The organism is Streptomyces sp. H27-H1, from assembly GCF_026627445.1.
GTDB lineage: Bacteria > Actinomycetota > Actinomycetes > Streptomycetales > Streptomycetaceae > Streptomyces.
Genome location: NZ_JAPNLJ010000003.1, coordinates 273783 through 290872 on the forward strand (window position 1 = coordinate 273783; position 17090 = coordinate 290872).

At 73.5% G+C, this 17090-nt stretch carries 13 protein-coding genes and 1 pseudogene; 9 read left to right on the plus strand and 5 right to left on the minus strand.

Annotation, left to right across the window (positions count from 1 at the left end):
* Positions 1-214: 214 nt before the first annotated feature.
* Positions 215-901: a PepSY domain-containing protein gene (locus OTB20_RS04670; protein ID WP_267815320.1), complete on the minus strand. Its 687-nt coding sequence runs from the start codon at positions 899-901 to the stop codon at positions 215-217.
* Positions 902-1033: 132 nt separating this feature from the next.
* Between OTB20_RS04670 and OTB20_RS04675 the strand changes: the two genes are divergently transcribed.
* Together OTB20_RS04675 and OTB20_RS04680 are read left to right on the plus strand one after the other, a co-directional pair.
* Complete coding sequence (locus OTB20_RS04675) at positions 1034-1711, plus strand: response regulator transcription factor (protein WP_267815321.1); 678 nt, start codon at positions 1034-1036, stop codon at positions 1709-1711.
* Positions 1704-3173, plus strand: a complete 1470-nt coding sequence (locus tag OTB20_RS04680; protein WP_324290333.1) for a HAMP domain-containing sensor histidine kinase — start codon at positions 1704-1706, stop codon at positions 3171-3173. Before OTB20_RS04675 ends, OTB20_RS04680 begins: the two co-directional genes overlap by 8 nt.
* Positions 3174-3183: 10 nt before the next feature.
* On the opposite strand, the gene OTB20_RS04685 is transcribed toward OTB20_RS04680, so the two are convergent.
* The gene (locus OTB20_RS04685) at positions 3184-5151 is read right to left on the minus strand and encodes a bifunctional metallophosphatase/5'-nucleotidase (protein ID WP_267815322.1); all 1968 of its coding nucleotides are present in this window, start codon (positions 5149-5151) and stop codon (positions 3184-3186) included.
* Positions 5152-5809: 658 nt separating this feature from the next.
* Here OTB20_RS04685 and OTB20_RS04690 point away from each other — a divergent pair.
* Positions 5810-7678: an ABC transporter ATP-binding protein gene (locus OTB20_RS04690; RefSeq protein WP_267815323.1), complete on the plus strand. Its 1869-nt coding sequence runs from the start codon at positions 5810-5812 to the stop codon at positions 7676-7678.
* Positions 7679-7702: 24 nt separating this feature from the next.
* Here OTB20_RS04690 and OTB20_RS04695 read toward each other — a convergent pair whose 3' ends face one another.
* Both OTB20_RS04695 and OTB20_RS04700 read right to left on the minus strand, forming a co-directional pair.
* Positions 7703-8386: a TetR/AcrR family transcriptional regulator gene (locus tag OTB20_RS04695; protein WP_267815324.1), complete on the minus strand. Its 684-nt coding sequence runs from the start codon at positions 8384-8386 to the stop codon at positions 7703-7705.
* An 85-nt stretch (positions 8387-8471) separates the two neighbouring features.
* Entirely contained in the window at positions 8472-9293 is an 822-nt protein-coding gene (locus OTB20_RS04700; protein WP_267815325.1) for a hypothetical protein, read from the minus strand.
* A gap of 163 nt (positions 9294-9456) precedes the next feature.
* On the opposite strand from OTB20_RS04700, the gene OTB20_RS04705 reads away from it, so the two are divergent.
* The 5 genes and pseudogenes from OTB20_RS04705 (at position 9457) to OTB20_RS04725 (ending at position 14638) form a co-directional block, all read left to right on the plus strand.
* Entirely contained in the window at positions 9457-9948 is a 492-nt protein-coding gene (locus OTB20_RS04705; RefSeq protein WP_267815326.1) for a GNAT family N-acetyltransferase, read from the plus strand.
* 905 nt (positions 9949-10853) lie between these two features.
* Positions 10854-12860 (plus strand): peroxidase, encoded by a 2007-nt coding sequence (locus OTB20_RS04710; protein ID WP_267815327.1) that lies wholly within the window; start codon positions 10854-10856, stop codon positions 12858-12860.
* Positions 12861-12870: 10 nt separating this feature from the next.
* Entirely contained in the window at positions 12871-13830 is a 960-nt protein-coding gene (locus OTB20_RS04715; protein WP_267815328.1) for an aldo/keto reductase, read from the plus strand.
* A 363-nt stretch (positions 13831-14193) separates the two neighbouring features.
* A pseudogene (locus OTB20_RS04720) lies at positions 14194-14466 on the plus strand (polyprenyl synthetase family protein); the annotation flags it as partial.
* A 49-nt stretch (positions 14467-14515) separates the two neighbouring features.
* A complete protein-coding gene (locus tag OTB20_RS04725) occupies positions 14516-14638 on the plus strand; it encodes a hypothetical protein (RefSeq protein ID WP_267815375.1) in 123 nt (40 codons plus the stop codon).
* A gap of 119 nt (positions 14639-14757) precedes the next feature.
* Here the strand turns inward: OTB20_RS04725 and OTB20_RS04730 are convergent, their stop codons facing one another.
* Positions 14758-15672, minus strand: a complete 915-nt coding sequence (locus tag OTB20_RS04730) for an esterase/lipase family protein (protein WP_267815329.1) — start codon at positions 15670-15672, stop codon at positions 14758-14760.
* Between the two features lie 128 nt (positions 15673-15800).
* Here OTB20_RS04730 and OTB20_RS04735 point away from each other — a divergent pair, with 128 nt between their 5' ends.
* Complete coding sequence (locus tag OTB20_RS04735) at positions 15801-17069, plus strand: PucR family transcriptional regulator (RefSeq protein ID WP_267815330.1); 1269 nt, start codon at positions 15801-15803, stop codon at positions 17067-17069.
* Positions 17070-17090 lie beyond the last annotated feature (21 nt).

Below are 17090 nucleotides of genomic sequence, written 5' to 3' on the forward strand. Positions count from 1 at the left end.
CGGCCGGTCTTGCGGGCCCGCCCTGGGCCGGTCCGGTGTCCCCTACCGTTCTGGGCTGGGTGTCCCCTTACGCTCCGGGCCGGCGTCCCCTACCGCTCCGGGCCGGCCCGGTGTCCCGTACCGCTCCGGTCCGGTGTCCCGTACCGCTCCCGACCGGTCTGCTGTCCCGTACCGAAGCGGCGTTACGGGACACCGGACACGCACCCGCACCCGCTCAGCGGGACGCCCCGGCGCCCTTCCCCGCGACCGTGTTGCCGGTGACCGTGCCGTCGGTGCCGGACAGGGTCACGACGTGCCGGACCCCGTCGGAGCCGAGGACCACCACGCGCCAGGCGCTCCCGCCGCCCTCCTGGGCGATCACGCGCAGTGCTTCGGCCTTGCCGCCGGGCACGGCGGCCTCCGCCTTCTCCAGGGCCTGGGCCGCCGGCAGTGCGGGCAGCGGGACGGGGGCCCGGTCGGGGCGGTCCACGACGGTCCCCTCCTCGCCGTCGGGCGCCTCGGGGCGCTCGGATCCGCCGGGCGGGAAGACGCCCCGCTCACCCTTCTGACCTCTCGTGCCGGGCTCGCCGGCCTTCCCGGGGCGCGCGGGCAGCGGAGCCGTCATCATGCCCTCGCCGTGCCGCTCGACGTCGAACCGGTCCCACACCCGCTCCGCGCGCGTACGGCGCACGTCGTGCTCGTGGTCGGCCACGGCTCCCACCACGGCTCCCGCGCCCGCGCTCGCCACCACCACGAGCCCGAGCGCCACCCAGCGCCCCCGGCCCTCACGGGCGAACCGCGTGACGCGGGTGAAGCGGGCCCGGCCGGAGCCGCGTCCCGTCGCCTTGACGGTGGAGTCGCCCTCGTCGGAGGAGGGAACGGCCGGGGGGTACTCGGGCGGCTGCGGACTGGACTGAGTCATCTGGATGCTCCTCGCGTTCTCCGGGCGACGCACCCGGCTCGGCCGATCCTGCGAGCAGGATGCTGAAGCTCCGCTGAAGCGAGCTGAAGAACCCTTCAGCAAGCCGGCGACGCGACCTGAGAACCTTGCCCCATGCGCGTACTGGTGGTCGAGGACGAGCGGCGGCTTGCCGCCGCCCTGCAACGCGGTCTGCGGGCCGAGGGCTTCACGGTGGACACGGCACACGACGGCCCGCAAGGCCTGTGGATGGCCGGCGAGCACGACTACGACGCCATCGTGCTCGACATCATGCTGCCCGGCCTCAACGGCTACCGGGTGTGCGCCCGGCTGCGCGCGGCCGGCTGCGAGTCCGGCATCCTCATGCTCACCGCCAAGGACGGCGAGTACGACGAGGCCGAGGCCCTGGACACCGGAGCCGACGACTTCCTCTCCAAGCCCTTCTCCTACGTGGTCCTCGTGGCCCGCCTGCGCGCCCTGATCCGGCGCACCGGCCGCCGCAGCCCGCAGGTCATGGAGTTCGGCGACCTCCTCGTCGACCCGGCCCGGCAGCGTTGTACGCGCGGCGGCGTCGAAGCCCGGCTGACCGCACGCGAGTTCGCCGTCCTGGTGCACCTGGCGCGCCGGGCCGGAGAAGTCGTACCCAAGCGGGACATCCTCGACCACGTCTGGGACGCCGCCTACGAGGGCGACCTCAACGTCGTCGAGGTCCATGTCAGCGCCCTGCGCCGGAAGATAGACGCCCCCTTCGGCCGGGCCGCGGTGGAGACCGTCCGGGGCGCCGGCTACCGGCTGGCGGCCGACGGTGGCTGAGCCTTACGAGAACCCGGACCGCCCCTACGAGAACCCGGACCGCCCTCGCGGGGCTCCGGCCGGTTCCGCCCTGCCGCGCGAGTTCGCGTACCGGCTGCGCCGGGCCGCCGCCCGGCTCCGTCCGAGGTCCGTCCGGGCCCAGGCCACCCTCGGCGCGTCCGCGGTGGTGGCCCTGGCCCTCGGCGTGGCCTCCTTCGCCCTGCTCGGGGCCCTGGAGACCAACCTGACCATGAGCGCCCAGGCCGATGCCGAACGGCAGGCCGTCCAGGTCGCCGCGCTCGCGGCCACGGGCCGGCTGGGCCCCGTACCGCCCCCGGGTCGCGGGACGGACTTCATCCAGGTCGTCGACGCGCAGGGCCGCGTCCTCGCGGCCAGCCCCAACCTCAGCGGCCGCCCCGCCCTCGTCCCCGAGCCTCCCGTCGCACCCGGCACGGTCCGCGACACCTGGAAGGGCGGGAGGGTCCGCCAGGAACACCGTCAGCGCGTGGTCCAGGTCACCACCGTCACCGCGAGCGGCCTGGTCACCGTCTACGCCGGGACCTCGCTCAGGGACGCGGACACCGCCGACGAGACCATCATGGCCGTGCTGGCCGTCGTGGTCCCCCTGCTCGTCCTGGTCGTCGCCATGATCACCTGGCGGGTCACCGGCTGGGCCCTGCGCCCCGTCGAGGCGATCCGCGCCGAGGTCGCCGAGATCGGCGACCGCGAACTGCACCGCCGGGTGCCCGTGCCGCCCACCCGCGACGAGGTGGCCCGCCTCGCCGTCACCATGAACGCCACCCTGGACCGGCTGGAGGCCGCCGGCATCCGCCAGCGCCGCTTCATCGCGGACGCCTCGCACGAACTGCGCAGCCCGATCACGGTCCTCCGCACGCAGTTGGAGGTCGCGCAGGCCCACCCGGATCCCGAGCTGTGGGGCGAGCTGGTCAGCGGGGCGCTGGAGGACACCGTACGGCTCCAGGACCTCGCGGCCGACCTGCTCCTGCTGGCCCGCCTCGACACCTCGGAGCCGCCGCCGGCCACCGCCGTCGACCTCACGGAGCTGGTCCGGGAAGCGGCCCGTACGCGCCGGGGCGCACGCGTCCCCGTACACGCGGACATCGCACCCGGGATCGCGGTCCGCGGCAGCACCAGCTGGCTGACACGGCTGGTCACCAACCTGCTGGACAACGCCGGCCGCCACGCGGAGCAGCGGGTCACCCTCGTCCTTCGCGTGGACGGGGACCGGGGAGAGGCCGTCCTGGAGGTGGCCGACGACGGAGCGGGCATCGCGCCCGCCGACCGCGAACGGGTCTTCGAGCGCTTCACCCGGCTCGACGACGCCCGCGCCCGCGACGAGGGCGGCACCGGACTGGGCCTGGCCATCGCCCGCGACATCGCCCTGCGCCTCGGCGGCACGCTCGCCGTCCGGGACTCCCCGAAGGGCGCCCGGCTGGTCGCCACGCTCCCGCTCGCCCCCTGACGCCGCCGGGTCAGCAGACCGGCCGGCGCCCCGCGTCCCGGGCGGCCTCCTCCTCGGCCGCGACGGGCGCCGGCAGCCCCGGTACCGGATCGGGCGGGGTCACCAGCACCCCCTCCCGGCCCGGGTCCAGGAACAGCGCGGCCTTGACGCCGACCCGGCCCGTGGAGACGGCCTCCAGGGTGCCGAGGGCCGATACGTACGCCGGGAAGCTGTCCGTGTCCCGCCGGTGGCGGGCCGGCTCCCGGTAGTCGCCGAGGGCCGGGTAGCCGTCCTGCCCGGTGAGCGTGTACGAGGTGGTCACCACCCGGTACACGCCCTCCGGCCGCAGCGGGGCGCCGTCGATGAGCACGTCGCCCGGCGCCACCCGGTCCCCGACGGGCCGCGCCGCGTCGAAGGAGTACCGGACGTTGTCCGACACCGCGAGCGGCGCGTACGTCAGCACGCCGGAGGCGTCCAGCGCCCACTGCTGCTCCAGTGCCTCGTGGAGCCGGCGCCCGCTCACCTCGGCGCTGACCAGCGGGCATCCGTAGCCGACGGCCCGCCAGGCCCGCTCGAAGGTGACCGGGTCGTCCAGGGCGGGACCGGCGAGGAGGTCGGTGTTGACCACGCTGCGGCCGAAGCGCGGGGCGATCGCGATGAGCGCCAGATCCGCACCGGACCGGCCGGGGCGGGGGCTGGTGTCGAAGGAATCGGGCGGCTGCCCCGCGGCCCACAGTGCCCAGTCGGCGACGAGGTTGCCCATGGTGGACTCCCCGGCCGGGGAGAGCCGGCGGCGGAAGGAGGCGCGCTGGCGTCCGATGACGCCCGCCCCGTGCCGCTGCGCGTAGCCGGTCCAGTGGTCGACGACCTCCTTGAGTACCGGGTCGGCTTCGACGTCACGGGTGTTGGGGTGGTTGACGGAGCTGGTGAGCGCGCGGACGACCGTACCGGTGTCGGGGTCGAGCCGCAGGGTGATCTCGCCGATGATCTGCCCGTGGCAGCCGGCCTCGACGAAGGGCCTCGGCCGCCCGCGGGGATCCGGGAGCATCATGTTGAACGCGCAGTGCCAGTGGCCGGTCACGATCGCGTCGATGTCCGGGGACACGCGCAGCGCCAGCTCGTACGCCGGACCGCTCGGTTCGCTGCCGGAGTCGAAGTCGCTGCCCGCCACGGCCCCGTCGTGCATGCTGAGGACGATGGCGCCCACCCCGAGCGCCTTGAGCCGGGCGGCGCAGAGGTTGGCGCGGGCCAGCTGGTCGAGGGTGGCGAGGCCGGGCTGGTAGGAGTTCCCGAAGGACTCGGTGCCGACGACGGTCAGATGGATGAACCCGATGGGCAGCCGCCGCCCGCCGGGCGCGTCCACCCACTCGATGTTGTACGGGGGGAGAACCGTCTCCCCGCTCGTCGTGGACACGGCGTTGGCGCTGTAGTAGCGGAAGTCGGCGCCGTGGAAGAGGGCGCCGCCCGAGTCCGGGAACGCGTTGGTCAGCCCTGCCCCCTCGTAGGGGGTCCCCTGCTCCATGTGCCCGCGCAGGAAGCCGGGCGTGCGGTCGAACTCGTGGTTTCCGGCGGTCGCGAAGTCCAGACCGAGCCGGTTCAGGGCCTCGATGGTCGGCTCGTCGGCGAGGGTGAAGGCGGGGAACTCCCAGCCGGAGAAGAGGTCACCTGGTGCGAAGAAGAAGGAGTTGGCCCGGCCGGCCCGCAGCCGTGCCAGATGGGTCGCCATGAAGGCGACCCCGCCGACGGCGTACGTACGGCCGCCCGCGCCCGTGAGGAGGGAGTCCCGGGCAGGGGGAGCGGAGAGGTAGCCGTGCAGGTCGGTGATGTGCAGCAGCTGTACGTCCACGTAACCGGCGGCGCTCGCGGCGTCGCCCGCCGCGCCGGTGGCAGCCGTCGCGGTACCGGTGAGCGCCTTGACCCCGAACGCCCCGGCGGCCCCCGCAGCCCCCGCAGCCCCCGCGGCCCGTGCCAGGAACCGGCGCCGCCCGAACTCCTCCATCAGCGCTCCCGCTTCCCCGGGCGGCCGGGCTCCTGCCCGCCGCCAGCAGTCTGCAGGCGCACGGTGACGGCCCACCGCGCGGCGGACGCCCGCGGGAAGAAATCCCCACGAACTTCACCCTGTTGGCGAACGGCCCCCTCCGGCGGCGGCCTGCGGAGCCACCCAGGGCCCCGCGAGGCGCGCTGCCCTTCGGGGCCTCCCGGCGCCCTGGCGACCTCGCTCCGAGCCACCCGCGCCCCTGCCTGCGGAGCCCCGTCCGCGCGCCCTCCCGACGCCCCTCCCGCCCCGCCTCCCGAACCCCCTCCCGCCCCACCTGCCGGCCCCTCCGCGGCCCCGCCGATGAGCTGTCAGTGCCCCCACCAGGCGGGCCTCCCGGCGTGAGCCGGGGGAGTGCAAGGCTTTGCCCCCGCGCTCCGGCGGGATCAGGCCGTTCTGACCTCCGGGCCGGCTCCGGAGCCCCGGGCCCCGGTGTCTCGCGCGCCCGTTCCCGGCGCTCCGTCACGAAGGCCGGTTCTCGTTACTCCGGGCTCCGCGCTCGGATGTACTCCCTCACTCAACGGTTCCCCGGGGCGCATCGCGGCCCCGCTCCGCCATGCCGCGGAGCGGGGCCGCCCGGCGGGAACCGCCTCTGTTCGACGACGACGTGAAGGAGCCGCACGTGGCTGAGAAGACGGCACGCACACAGGCGAAACCGGCTGCACCACGCGATCCGGAGTCCGCCGGCCCACCCGAGTTCACGTTCACCGGGGGCGCGCACAACGAGGCCATGGAGCACCTGTCGCTCCGCGAGATGGCCGCGCGGCTGCCCGCCGCGCTCGCGCAGACCGCCCGGATGGCCTGGCGGATCGACCCCGTCTCCGCGACCTGGCTGCTGGCGGGCCAGGTCCTCGCCGGGGTCTGTACGGCCGTCTCCCTCGGGGCCGTCGCCGAAGCGATGGGCCCACTCCTGACCGGCGGTGGCGCGAACGAGCGCCTCGCGGCCGCCGCCTGGCCGCTGGCCGTCGCCGCCGTCGCGGCCGGAGCCGGAACGACGGCCGAGATCGCCGCCGGGAGCGCGGCCCGGCGCCTCACCCCGCGGCTGGCCACCACGGCCGACCTGGAGATGGTCGACGCCCACATGGACGTGGAGGTCTCCGCCTACGACGAGCCCGGGTTCTCCGACCGCTCGGAGGCCGCGGAGATCGGCGCGGCCCGCTCCTCCATGCTCGTCAGGGACGCGATGGCCTTCACCAACGGCCTGGTCAACCTCGTGGCGGTGGCCGGGGTCCTCGCCGTCGTCCATCCCGTGCTGATGCCGCTGCTCCTGCTCTCCGTGGTGCCGCGCGGCGTGGGGGCCGTCATCACCGCCCGCCTCGACTACGCCCTCCACAACGAGACGGTCGCCTCCCGCAACATCCGCGGGATGATGCGCTGGTTCCTCACCACCCACAAGCTCGGCGACGAGCTGCGCTGCAATTCCATGCGCCCCCACGCGCACGCCTGGTACGCGGCGGTCTGTTCCCGCATCGACACCAAACTCGTCGGATCCGCCCCCCGCCACCTGCGGGTCTCGCTCCTCGCCGCGGCCCTCGGCGGCCTCTTCCAGCTCGGGACCTGGGCCGCGCTCGGCGCGCTGGTCCTCGCCGGCTCCATGGCCCTGGCGGCGGCGGGGACCGCGATCGTCGCCATGCGGACCTCGGCCTCCGCCCTGTCCAGCCTGGTGGTCTACGGCGCCGCGATGTTCCAGCACGCCCTCTACCTGGAGGACTACCGCATCTTCCTGGACCGCGCCCGCGAACTGGCCGTCACCCGGGGCGGAGTCGACGCCGAGCCGCCGGAGAAGGTCAGCCTGGAGAACGCCTCGTACACCTACCCGGGCAAGGACACCCCGGCCCTCGGCCCGGTCAGCCTGTCCCTCTCCCGCGGCGAGATCGTCGCCGTCGTCGGCGAGAACGGCGCCGGGAAGTCCACCCTCATCCGCCTGTTGACCGGCCTCACGGTCCCGAGCGACGGAGAGGCGTACTGGGACGGCACCCCGACCCGTGACCACGACCAGCGGACCCTGTGGACCCACGTCGGGCTGGTCGCCCAGTCCTACGCCCACTGGCCGTTCACGACCCGCGACAACATCACCCTCGGCCAGCCCGACCCGCGCGGTGAGGACGCGGTGTGGGAGGCGCTCGACGCGGTCGGCATGCGCGAGGTGGTCCAGGACTACCCGCGCGCCCTCGACACGCTCCTGGCCCGCTCCCTTTGGGGCGGCCACGAACCCTCCGGGGGCCAGTGGCAGCGCCTGGCGTGCGCCCGCGCCTTCCACCGCAAGCCCCGACTGCTGATCATGGACGAGCCCACCTCGGCGATGGACGCCCGCGGCGAGCACCAGATCTTCACCGGCCTCCGGGAGATGAAGGAGGACCGGATCACCATGATCGTCACCCACCGGATGGAGAACTGCCGGCTGGCCGACCGGATCATCGTCCTGGACAAGGGCCGGGTCATCGAGACCGGCACCTTCGCCGAGCTGTACGGACTCTCACAGGACTGGTGACCCGCGCGCCCCGCGGCGACTCGGCTACGGAGCGGCATAGCGGGCCAGGAAGAGGTCGACGCCCGAGGTGACGACGCGGGTCAGCTCCGCCGGGTCGACCTCCGTGCCGGGTGCGAAGGTGTGCTCCAGCAGCGGAACGCCGACGGTGACGGCGACGAGCTGCAGGCCGGCGAGCACGGGGTCCGGGACGACGAGCTTCCCGAGCCGGCCGAGTTCGGTGAGGGTCTCGACGAGGGGACCGTCGGTCATGCCGTACGTGGCCTCGTACCAGAGCCGGCCGAGCTGCGGGAAACGCTCGCTCTCGCCGATCACCAGACGGCGCAGCGCCATGACGTCGGGGCGCAGCATGAACTCGGCCCGGCCCCTGGTGAGGAGGATCAGGGAGGCGCGCGGATCGGAGGCTTCCGCGAAGGCGCCGGCCACGGTGGAGTCGTACGGTCCGAGGTCGGCGCAGGTCTGGCGCACGATGCCGCCGATCACGGCGAGGAACAGCCGCTGCTTGGTCCCGAAATGCTTGTAGACCGTCGCCTTGGAGACGCCGGAGCGGCTGGTGATCGCGTCCATCGACACGGCCGAGTACCCCTCGGCGAGGAACTCCACGGCGGCCGCGTCGGAGATCTCCCGGAGCTTTCGCCGGGCGGCGTCGGTGGGGCCGGAGACGACCGGGATGCCGTAATCGTCGGTGGCGTCGGCCGTCTCGGCATCCATGGGTCGCCCTTCGTTTCTGCGCGGTGGCGCGTGGGGGAGGTGCGTGCGGAGCCCAGCGTATGAACCGGGCGGACCGCCGCGCGCGTCAGCTCCGCACCACGCCGCCGTTCTTGATGAACTCGGTGAGGTCGGCCGTATCGGCGGCCGGCGGGGCGGCGATGTCCTTCGCGACGCCGAAGGACAGGAAGTCCACGTCGACGCCGACATCCCCGTAGGTCTGGTCGAGCCGCGAGGGCATCCCCTTGTCGTCGACCCAGATGTCCGAGACGAGTTCGGTCGCGCCGCCGTCGCCCACCGCGCCGAACACCCCCCTGGAATCACCCAGTTTGTCCAGCGGAATCGTGGCGCGGTAGTGGACCGAGCTCTTGCCGTTGACGTCTTCCCGGCCGACCTCGGTGACGTTGCCGGCCCACTTGAGCGACTTCAGCCCGGCTGTCGGATCGCTGTTGCCCGCGTTCATCCCGGCGGCGCCCTGCTCGCCGAGCACGGCCGAGGCCTCGACCTTCAGCCAGCTCTTGCCCGCGAAGGGGCCGCTCGGCGCCGGATCGATGCCGTAGTAGTACGCCCCCTGGACGAGCCGGTACGTGATCGTGCCGTCGGCGGCCAGGTCCTCCATCCGCAGGTCCGCGGCCGGCGTCTCGGCCTCCATCGCGAGGCCTTTGCCCCAGGAGTAGACGCCGTTCATCCGGACCGGCTTGCCACCCGTGCCGGGCATCGTCACGCGCATCCTGACCTCGGCCGAGCCCGCCTCGGAGGCCTTGTCGGAGGCCTTCGTGAGGGTCTCGACCAGCGTCTGCGCCGAGTCCGCCGGGTTCTTACCCACGGAGGCGCCGGTCGTACAGCCGCACAGGCCCGCCGTCACGATCACGGCCGCAGTGATGCCCTCGGTGACTGTTCCTGCCTTCATTCCGCGCCCCCTTGCCCGTGCCGCCCCGGACAGGACCTGGCCGTCACACGCTCGCACATCTCCTCCACCGGCCGAGGCACCCGGAGCCACAGCACTAGGTCCCCGGCAGCTGCCCAGAAAACTCACGGGCGCCCGTCCGAGCAGCCCGTATATCCTGCCCGGCATGCTGCGACTCGAACGCCTGCGGGCCGATCACGGAGATGCCCTGCTGGCCTTCGAGCGGGAGAACCGGTCGTACTTCGCCCGCTCCGTGCCGGACCGCGGTGACGCGTACTTCGCGGATTTCGCCGACCGCCACCGCGCACTGCTCGCCGAACAGGACACGGGCGCGATCCACTTCCACCTCGTGATGGACACCGCCGGAGAGCTCATCGGACGCGTCAACCTGGTGGATGTGGCGGACGGCGCCGCCGACCTCGGATACCGGATCGGCGAACGGGCAGCGGGCCGCGGCGCGGCCACGGGCGCCGTCCGTGAAGTCTGCCGGCTCGCCGCCACGGACTACGGGCTCAGCGTCCTCACCGCATCCGTCGCCCTGGACAACCCGGCATCGGCGGCAGTGCTGGAGCGGACCGGGTTCACGGTGGTGGGGGAGACCGTCCTGGACGGCTGCCCCGGTGTGACCTACCGGCGGGCGCTGCTCCCCGAGGGCTGACCGGGCCGCCCGGACGGGGCACCAGACCCGGTTCTGGTGCGTACGGGTGACGGCCCGACAGCGCCGCTCACCCCATCGGGGGCCCCGGCGCGCGCGCACGGCGTTGATCACCGAGTGTGTTGATCACCGGCAGCGTGTGCTGCCAGTCGGCCCCCGCACGGAGGAGTACCCGGCCCCATGGCTGTCGCCGCCGTTCTCTCCGTCTTGTGCGCCGCCCTCATCCGTGCCGAATCCGGGGCGCTGATATACCGCTGCCTCGCCGCCGACCGGATGTGGATGCGGATGCGGATGCCGATGCCGGAGTCGGCCAAGGACGAGGTGCGCGGCCGCTGCGGGAAGTACGCGCACAGGGTCATCGACCGTGAGTGGCCCAGGATGCCGCGGATGCCGAGGCCGGGGCCTTCGGTATCGCCGCTGTCGGTGGCATCTGCGGTGTCTGCGGTTAGGGCGTCCGGCTGGTCCTCCAGTTCATCCACATCCACAGCCACAGCCACATCCACAGCCGCAGCCGCAGCCGCAGCCGCAGCTACGCCTACACCTACGCCTCACGCATGCAGGTCGGGACCGCCGCTGTCCGCGAGGCGTTGCGCCAGATGGCGTTCGTGACCGCACACGGCACCTGACCGGACCGGCATCCAGGACGGCCACGCGAGCGGTCGACACCAGCCGGCGCCACGTCGAACTGCGTGTCAAGCAGAACGAGGGCCGGGCCATACTCTGCGGGCCCCGCCGACCGCGGCCGCTGCGACGCCCGGCCCCCCATGCGCTTCCTCCTCCTTCTTCTCCAAGGGCGTGCCCGGCACCGCCCAGCGGATCAAGTTCGACGCCGGAATGCCCGCCGCGCCGCTGCGCTGAACCCGGCCGTTCCCCGCCCCCCGTTCCCCTCCGCCACTTGGAGCAAGCCGATGGCCCTCGCCCCGTCGCAACCCCCGGGCTGCCCCCGCACCGGACCCGCCCGCAGGACCGTGGTCCAGGCAGCGGCCCTCGCCGCCGCCGGTGTCACCGCAGGCCTCGTACCCACGGCCTGGGCCGCCGAGGCCCCGGCCGGCCCGGCAGCACGCCCGGGGACGGAACCCGTGCGGCGGGACGCCGACCCAGATCCCCTCCCGCTGCGCACCGACCGCCAGTCGCAGGGCGACATCCTCGCCGGGTTCCGCAAGGACCACGTCTGCTTCCTCTTCCTCCACTTCAGCAACGCCGAGAAGGCCCGCGGCTGGCTGACCCGGCTGCTGCCCTCGATCTCCACGACCGAGGAAGTGGCCCGCTTCAACCGGGCCTTCAGCAGGGCCCGCCGCCGCAGCGGCGGCATCGACCCCGACTCCATGGCCACCCTGTGGACCGGGCTCGGCCTGACCCATCCGGGGCTGCGCCTGTTCGCCGGCAAGGAGCCCTTCCCCGCCGCCCCGCCCGGCTCCAGCGCCGAGGCCTTCACCCAGGGCTGCGCCGCCCGCGCGCAGCAGCTCGGTGACACCGGCACCAGCGCCCCGCCGTCCTGGCTGTTCGGCGCCGAAGAGCCCGGGCGCGCGGTGCACGCGGTCCTCACGCTCGCCGCCGACCAGCCCGAGCGCCTCGCCACCGCCGTCGCCGAACACGGCGCGGGCGCGGGCAAGGCCGGTATGACGGTCCTGTTCCGTCAGGACGGGGCCACGCTTCCCGGCGAGCTGCGCGGGCATGAGCACTTCGGATTCCTCGACTGCATCAGCCAGCCCGGCGTACGCGGCTTCGACGAGCCCGACCCGGCCGATGCCACCAGCGTGCTCGGCAAGCCCGGAAACCGGCTGATCCCCGCCGGGGAGTTCGTCATCGGCGCCGAGCGGGCGGGCCGGCGCCCCACGGGGCTGCCCGCCTGGGCCACCGGCGGCGCCTTCCAGGTGGTACGCCGCCTCGCACAGGACGTGCCCGGCTGGTGGACGCAGGTCGCCCTGCGCCTCGCCGAACTCCAGCGCGCCGGCGCCGCGCCCGCCGACGCCGGCCGGGAGTGGCTCGGAGCCCGCCTGATGGGCCGTTGGCCGGGCGGCATGCCGGTCTCGCTCTGCCCCGCGGCGGAACGACTGCCGGAGCCGGGCGAGCACCCCGACGCCGAGCTCGACTACAGCCAGGACCCGCAGGGCTGGCAGATGCCGCTGTTCGCCCACATCCGCAAGGGGAACCCGCGCGGCGGCCTCGTCCTCACCCCGGGTCGTCCCCCCGTGGCCCAGGGGGACCTCGACACGCGGCGCCTGATGCGGCGCGGAATCCCCTACGGCCCGGTCTACAAGCCAGAACTGGGCGGGGACCACGGTCCGGAGGCCTCGCGCGGACTGGTCTTCGTCTGCCACCAGTCGGACCTGGTAGGGCAGTTCGAGCTCGTGATGCGCAAATGGCTGAACGAACCGGACTTCCCGGCCGGCCGCAACCCCCGCACCGGCTCCGACCCGGTAGTCGGCCCCGATTCGCCCATCGCCTTCGAAACCCCCTCGGCGGACGGCACCGGCAGCCGGGCCAACACCCTCCACTTCGGCCGGTTCGTGCGCACCGAGGGCTCCGTGTACGCCTTCAGCCTCTCCCTCCCCGTCCTGCGCGCCCTGGTCAAGGGGCAACTCGACGACTCCATCGAGTTCCACACCGGTTCCGTACTGCGCCCCGGCGACGTCCTCGACGCGGGAAAGTTCCGGCTGTCCCTCGACGGCACCGGCGACCTCGCACTGCTCGACGCCGAGGGACGCCGTCCGTGGCACACCGACACGGGCGGCTCCGGCCACGACGCCGTCCTCACCCAGGACGGCGAACTGCTCGTGCGCACATCCGACGGCCGCCCCGCCTGGTCGAGCGGAACCACCGGCCACCCCGGCGCGCGCCTGCTGCTGCGGCCCGCCGGAGAACTGGTGATCCTGGCCGGTGACCAGGTGCTGTGGAAGGCCTCCGCCTCATAGGGTGACCGCCATGGCTATCACCCCACAAGTAACAGCCGACACCCGGCTGATCTACGGCTGTATGGCTCTCGGCGGCAGCTGGGAGCCAGGTCCGTACCGGGCCGAGGACATCGACGAGGCCGAAGCGGCGATCGAGGCCGCCCTCGACAGCGGCATCACGATGTTCGACCACGCCGACATCTACCGGCACGGAAAGGCGGAAGCCGTCTTCGGCGAGGTGCTCGCCCGCACCCCTGGCCTGCGCGAGCGCGTCACGCTGCAGACCAAGTGCGGCATCCGGCTCGCCGAAGGCGACCGCCCCGGCATCTACGACCTGCGGGGCGCGACCATCATCCGCCACGTCGAGGAGAGCCTCACGCGGCTGCGCACCGACTCCATCGACGTCCTGCTCCTGCACCGGCCCGACCCCCTCGCCGACCCCGCGGACATCGCCGAGGCGCTGACCTCACTGCACCGCCAGGGCCTGGTAAAGGAGTTCGGCGTCTCCAACATGAACGCCGCCCAATGCGCCAACCTGCAACGCCACCTCGAAGTCCCGCTCGTCGCCAACCAGCTGGAAATGAGCCTGGACCGCCGGGACTGGCTCGAGGACGGAGTCCTCGTGAACACGCCGGCCGCGGCCGGCGTCGGATTCCCGGCCGGCACCGTCGAGTACTGCACGGTGAACGGAGTCCGCCTCCAGGCCTACGGCGCGCTGGCCCAAGGCCGCTTCACCGGACGGGAGTCGAGCGCGGCCGAACACGCGACCGCCGAGCACCTGCGCGCCCTGGCCAAGGCGAAGGACACGACACCGGAAACGATCCTGCTGTGGTGGCTGCAACGCCACCCGGCCCGGATCGCACCCGTCATCGGCACCGGCCGTCCCGAGCGCATCCGGGCCTGCCGCGACGCCGCGCTGCGCACCCCGGACCTCAGCCACGAGGAGTGGTACTCCCTGTGGCTCACGGCCCGCGGCGCGCCGCTGCCCTAACTCCCCGCAAGCGCCGGAGGCAGTGCGGGTCTCCGGTCGCGGTGGTGAGTCCCCGAGTCCCTTCTCGCGGAAGTCCCTCCTGGAGGGTGCGCGGTGGATACCGTGAGCCCTGCTCAAGATCAATTTCCGTAGGAGGGCTCCATGACTGCCGAGCCGGGTCCGATGAACCAGGCTCCTGCGGCCGGCCCGCACCCGAAGAGCGGGGCGGAGTCCGGGGCCGGTCCGGCGGCGCATCCCGTCCTGGACCTCCAACACTTCAAGGAGTCGGCCGAGCGGGTCCTGTACGAGTTCCTGGCCGCAAAGGCGATTTCCTCTACGGGCGGGGGCCGTCTGCCGAACCTGGCCCAGCCGCTCCAGGAGTTCATGGCGGCCGGCGGGAAACGCATCCGCCCGGTCCTGTCCTTGGTCGGGTGGCACGCAGCCGGAGCCGCCGGCAACCCTGCCACCGCATACTGCCTTGCCGCTTCGCTGGAACTCTTCCACGCCTTCGCGCTCATACACGACGACGTGATGGACCGCTCCGAGACCCGCCGCGGACAGCCGACCGTGCACCGGGCCCAGGCCCGCGACTACGAGCGGCGACGGCCCGCAGCCCTGGCCGGACACCCCGACGCCGCGGTCGGCGCAGAACGTTTCGGGGAGGGCGCCGCCATCCTCATAGGCGACCTCGCGCTTGTCTGGTCCGATGAACTGCTGCGCACCGGCCGGCCGTCCCCCGAGCAAATGGCGAGAGGTACCGGCCGAGGAGCTGGGCGAGTTCAACGCTCACATCGTCGGCGAGATCCAGGTGGTCCACGAGTTTCGCTGAGGCGGGGCGGCTCGCTGACGGAGCGGGCCGCCCCGGCCCGACGACCTCTGAGTGACTGGTGCGATCCTCCGCGGCTGCCCTGCCCACAGCAGCCCGGAGATCATTTACCGGGACACCCCTCAGCCGGGAGATCCGACCGCGCACACCAGGATCGGGGTGGCGCGGCTCGGGTCGAGGGCGTTGCGGACCATGTGCCAGACGTTGAGGTCGTAGGCCTCGCCGATGTGACCCACCGGGTCGAAGGGGCAATAGTCCTGCACGTACTGGTTCTTGACCCCCGGTTCGCGGACGAACGCCGTCTCGGTGGGGGTCACGAGCTCGTCGTAGCGCGAGGTGATGATGGTGTATGAGATCCCCGGCTGGGCCACCGGACCGTCGTTCAGCGCCTGGATCGCAGGCCCACCGGGAACCTCGTCGGCGAGCACGGGGATGCCGATGGTGGTCACGATCTTCTCCATGGTCTCCCGCCCGAGCAGCTTGTCGCCCAGGTCCAGGAGGCCGGCTGCGTTCGTCCCGTGGGTCGGCGGAGCGATGGCCACGACCGCCTTGATGTGCGGCTGGATGCCCTGCATCTTGGCGAGGTAGAGGGCCTGGAGCCCGCCCTCGGAGTGGCCGACGACCGAGACCTGGGCGGCGCCGGTCGCGCCGCGCACCTTGGCCACGTACTCCTTGATCTCCAGGTTGGAGACGGCCACCGGCTTGAGGCCGCCGGCCAGTGGGAAGCCGTCGTAGGCGCCGTAGGTCAGGGCGAAGGTGCAGTAGCCGCGGGCGGCGAGGTCGGCCTGGAGGAAGTTGAGGTCCTCGTACCAGGTCGCGAAAGTGCCGTGCAGCAGCACCACGGGCTCGGGGTGCGCGGCGCTCGGCCGGCAGGAGAAGTCGTTGATCCCCCCTCTCGCGAGGCCGTCGGCGCCGGCGTGGGCAGGGACGGCCGCGCCGAGGACGAGGGCCAGCGGGAGAGCGGCCCTGGCGAGCAGGGTGCGCGCGCGGATTCGGGTGCGGATTCGGGTGCGGGGCGAACGGGTACTGCGCGCCATACGACGTCTCCTGACGGGAGGTCATGTACTGGTCGGACTGCACAGAATCCTCCGGCGCGCCGCCCCTGTCCCCTGGCGGTACGCGCAGAATGCTTCCTCTCGCGTTTGTGCGCGGTGACAATGCGGGGATGGACGACGCGGGCGGGGCGGCGAAGCCGGATGCGGTGCCGGACGGGTCCGCGGCAGGGGGTGGGGCCGGGCCAGGAGGCGGGGCCGGCGGACCCGGGGCCGCCGAGCGTGCCGCGCCGGGGCTCGTCGCCGCGCTGCTGCCCCGGATACCGGAGATGGCGGCCGAGGCCGTCTCCCGGCTCACCGCCGACATCCCCGCCTACCGGCTGTTGCCCGACAGCGTCCTCGGCGGAGACCTCCTCGCGAACACCGAAGCCGTGCTGAAGCTGTTCTTCACCACCGTCGCCGAGGGACGCCCGCCGACCGAGGCCGAATTGGCCGCGCCCGTGGCCTGGGGCGCGGAGCGGGCCCGCGACGGGGTCCCTTTGGAGGCGGTGCTACGCGTCTACCCGCTCGGCGCGAGCCGGGCCTGGGAGCTGGCGGCGGCCGGCCCCGACCCCGCCGTCGACCCGTACGACCTGGTCACGGGGCTGCTGGCATTCCTCGGCGAGGTCATGCCCAAGGTTGCCGAGGCCTACCTGCGCGAACAGGCCGACCTCGACTGGGAGCAGCGCGAACACGGCCGCAACCTCGCCGGGGTCCTGCTCGCCGGGCGGCCGGCCCGCCGCGCGGCCGAACGCTACGGGCGCACCCTCGCCGAACGGTACGAGGTGGTCGTCCTGCGGCTCCCCGAAGCACCCGGCGGCGCGACGAACCGCATCCTGCGCGCCGTGCGTTCCGAACTGGACGGCAATCCCGAGGTACTGGCCACCTTCAAGGGCGAAGGGGGAGTCCTGCTCGTCCCGTGCGGGCCGGACGGGACCACCCGGCGGCTGCTCGCCCGGCTCGACGCGGCGGCCGCACTGCGGTGCACGGCGGCGGCCGCCGTCGCCGAGGACCACGGATCGATCCCGCAAGCCCAGGCGGAGGCGTCCGAAGTGCTCTCCCTGGCCGAGGACACGGGGCGTCCGCCGGGCCTCTACCGGCTGGCCGACCTGGCCGTCGAGTACCAGCTCGTGCGGCCCGGACCCGCCCGCGACGCCCTGGCCCGCGTCCTGGCACCCCTCGATGACCAGCCCCATCTGATCGCCACGCTCCGGGAGTTCATCGCGGCCGGCTATCGGCGTGCCGAGGCCGCCACAGCCCTCACCGTGCACCGCAACACCCTGACCTACCGCCTGGGCCGGATCCGCCTGCTCACCGGCCACGACGCCACCGACCCCACCGGCGCCCGCCACCTCGCGGCCTCCCTCACGGCGTACGACGCGGCCCGCCGCACCGGCCCCTGACGCGCGCCGCAGCACGGGCGG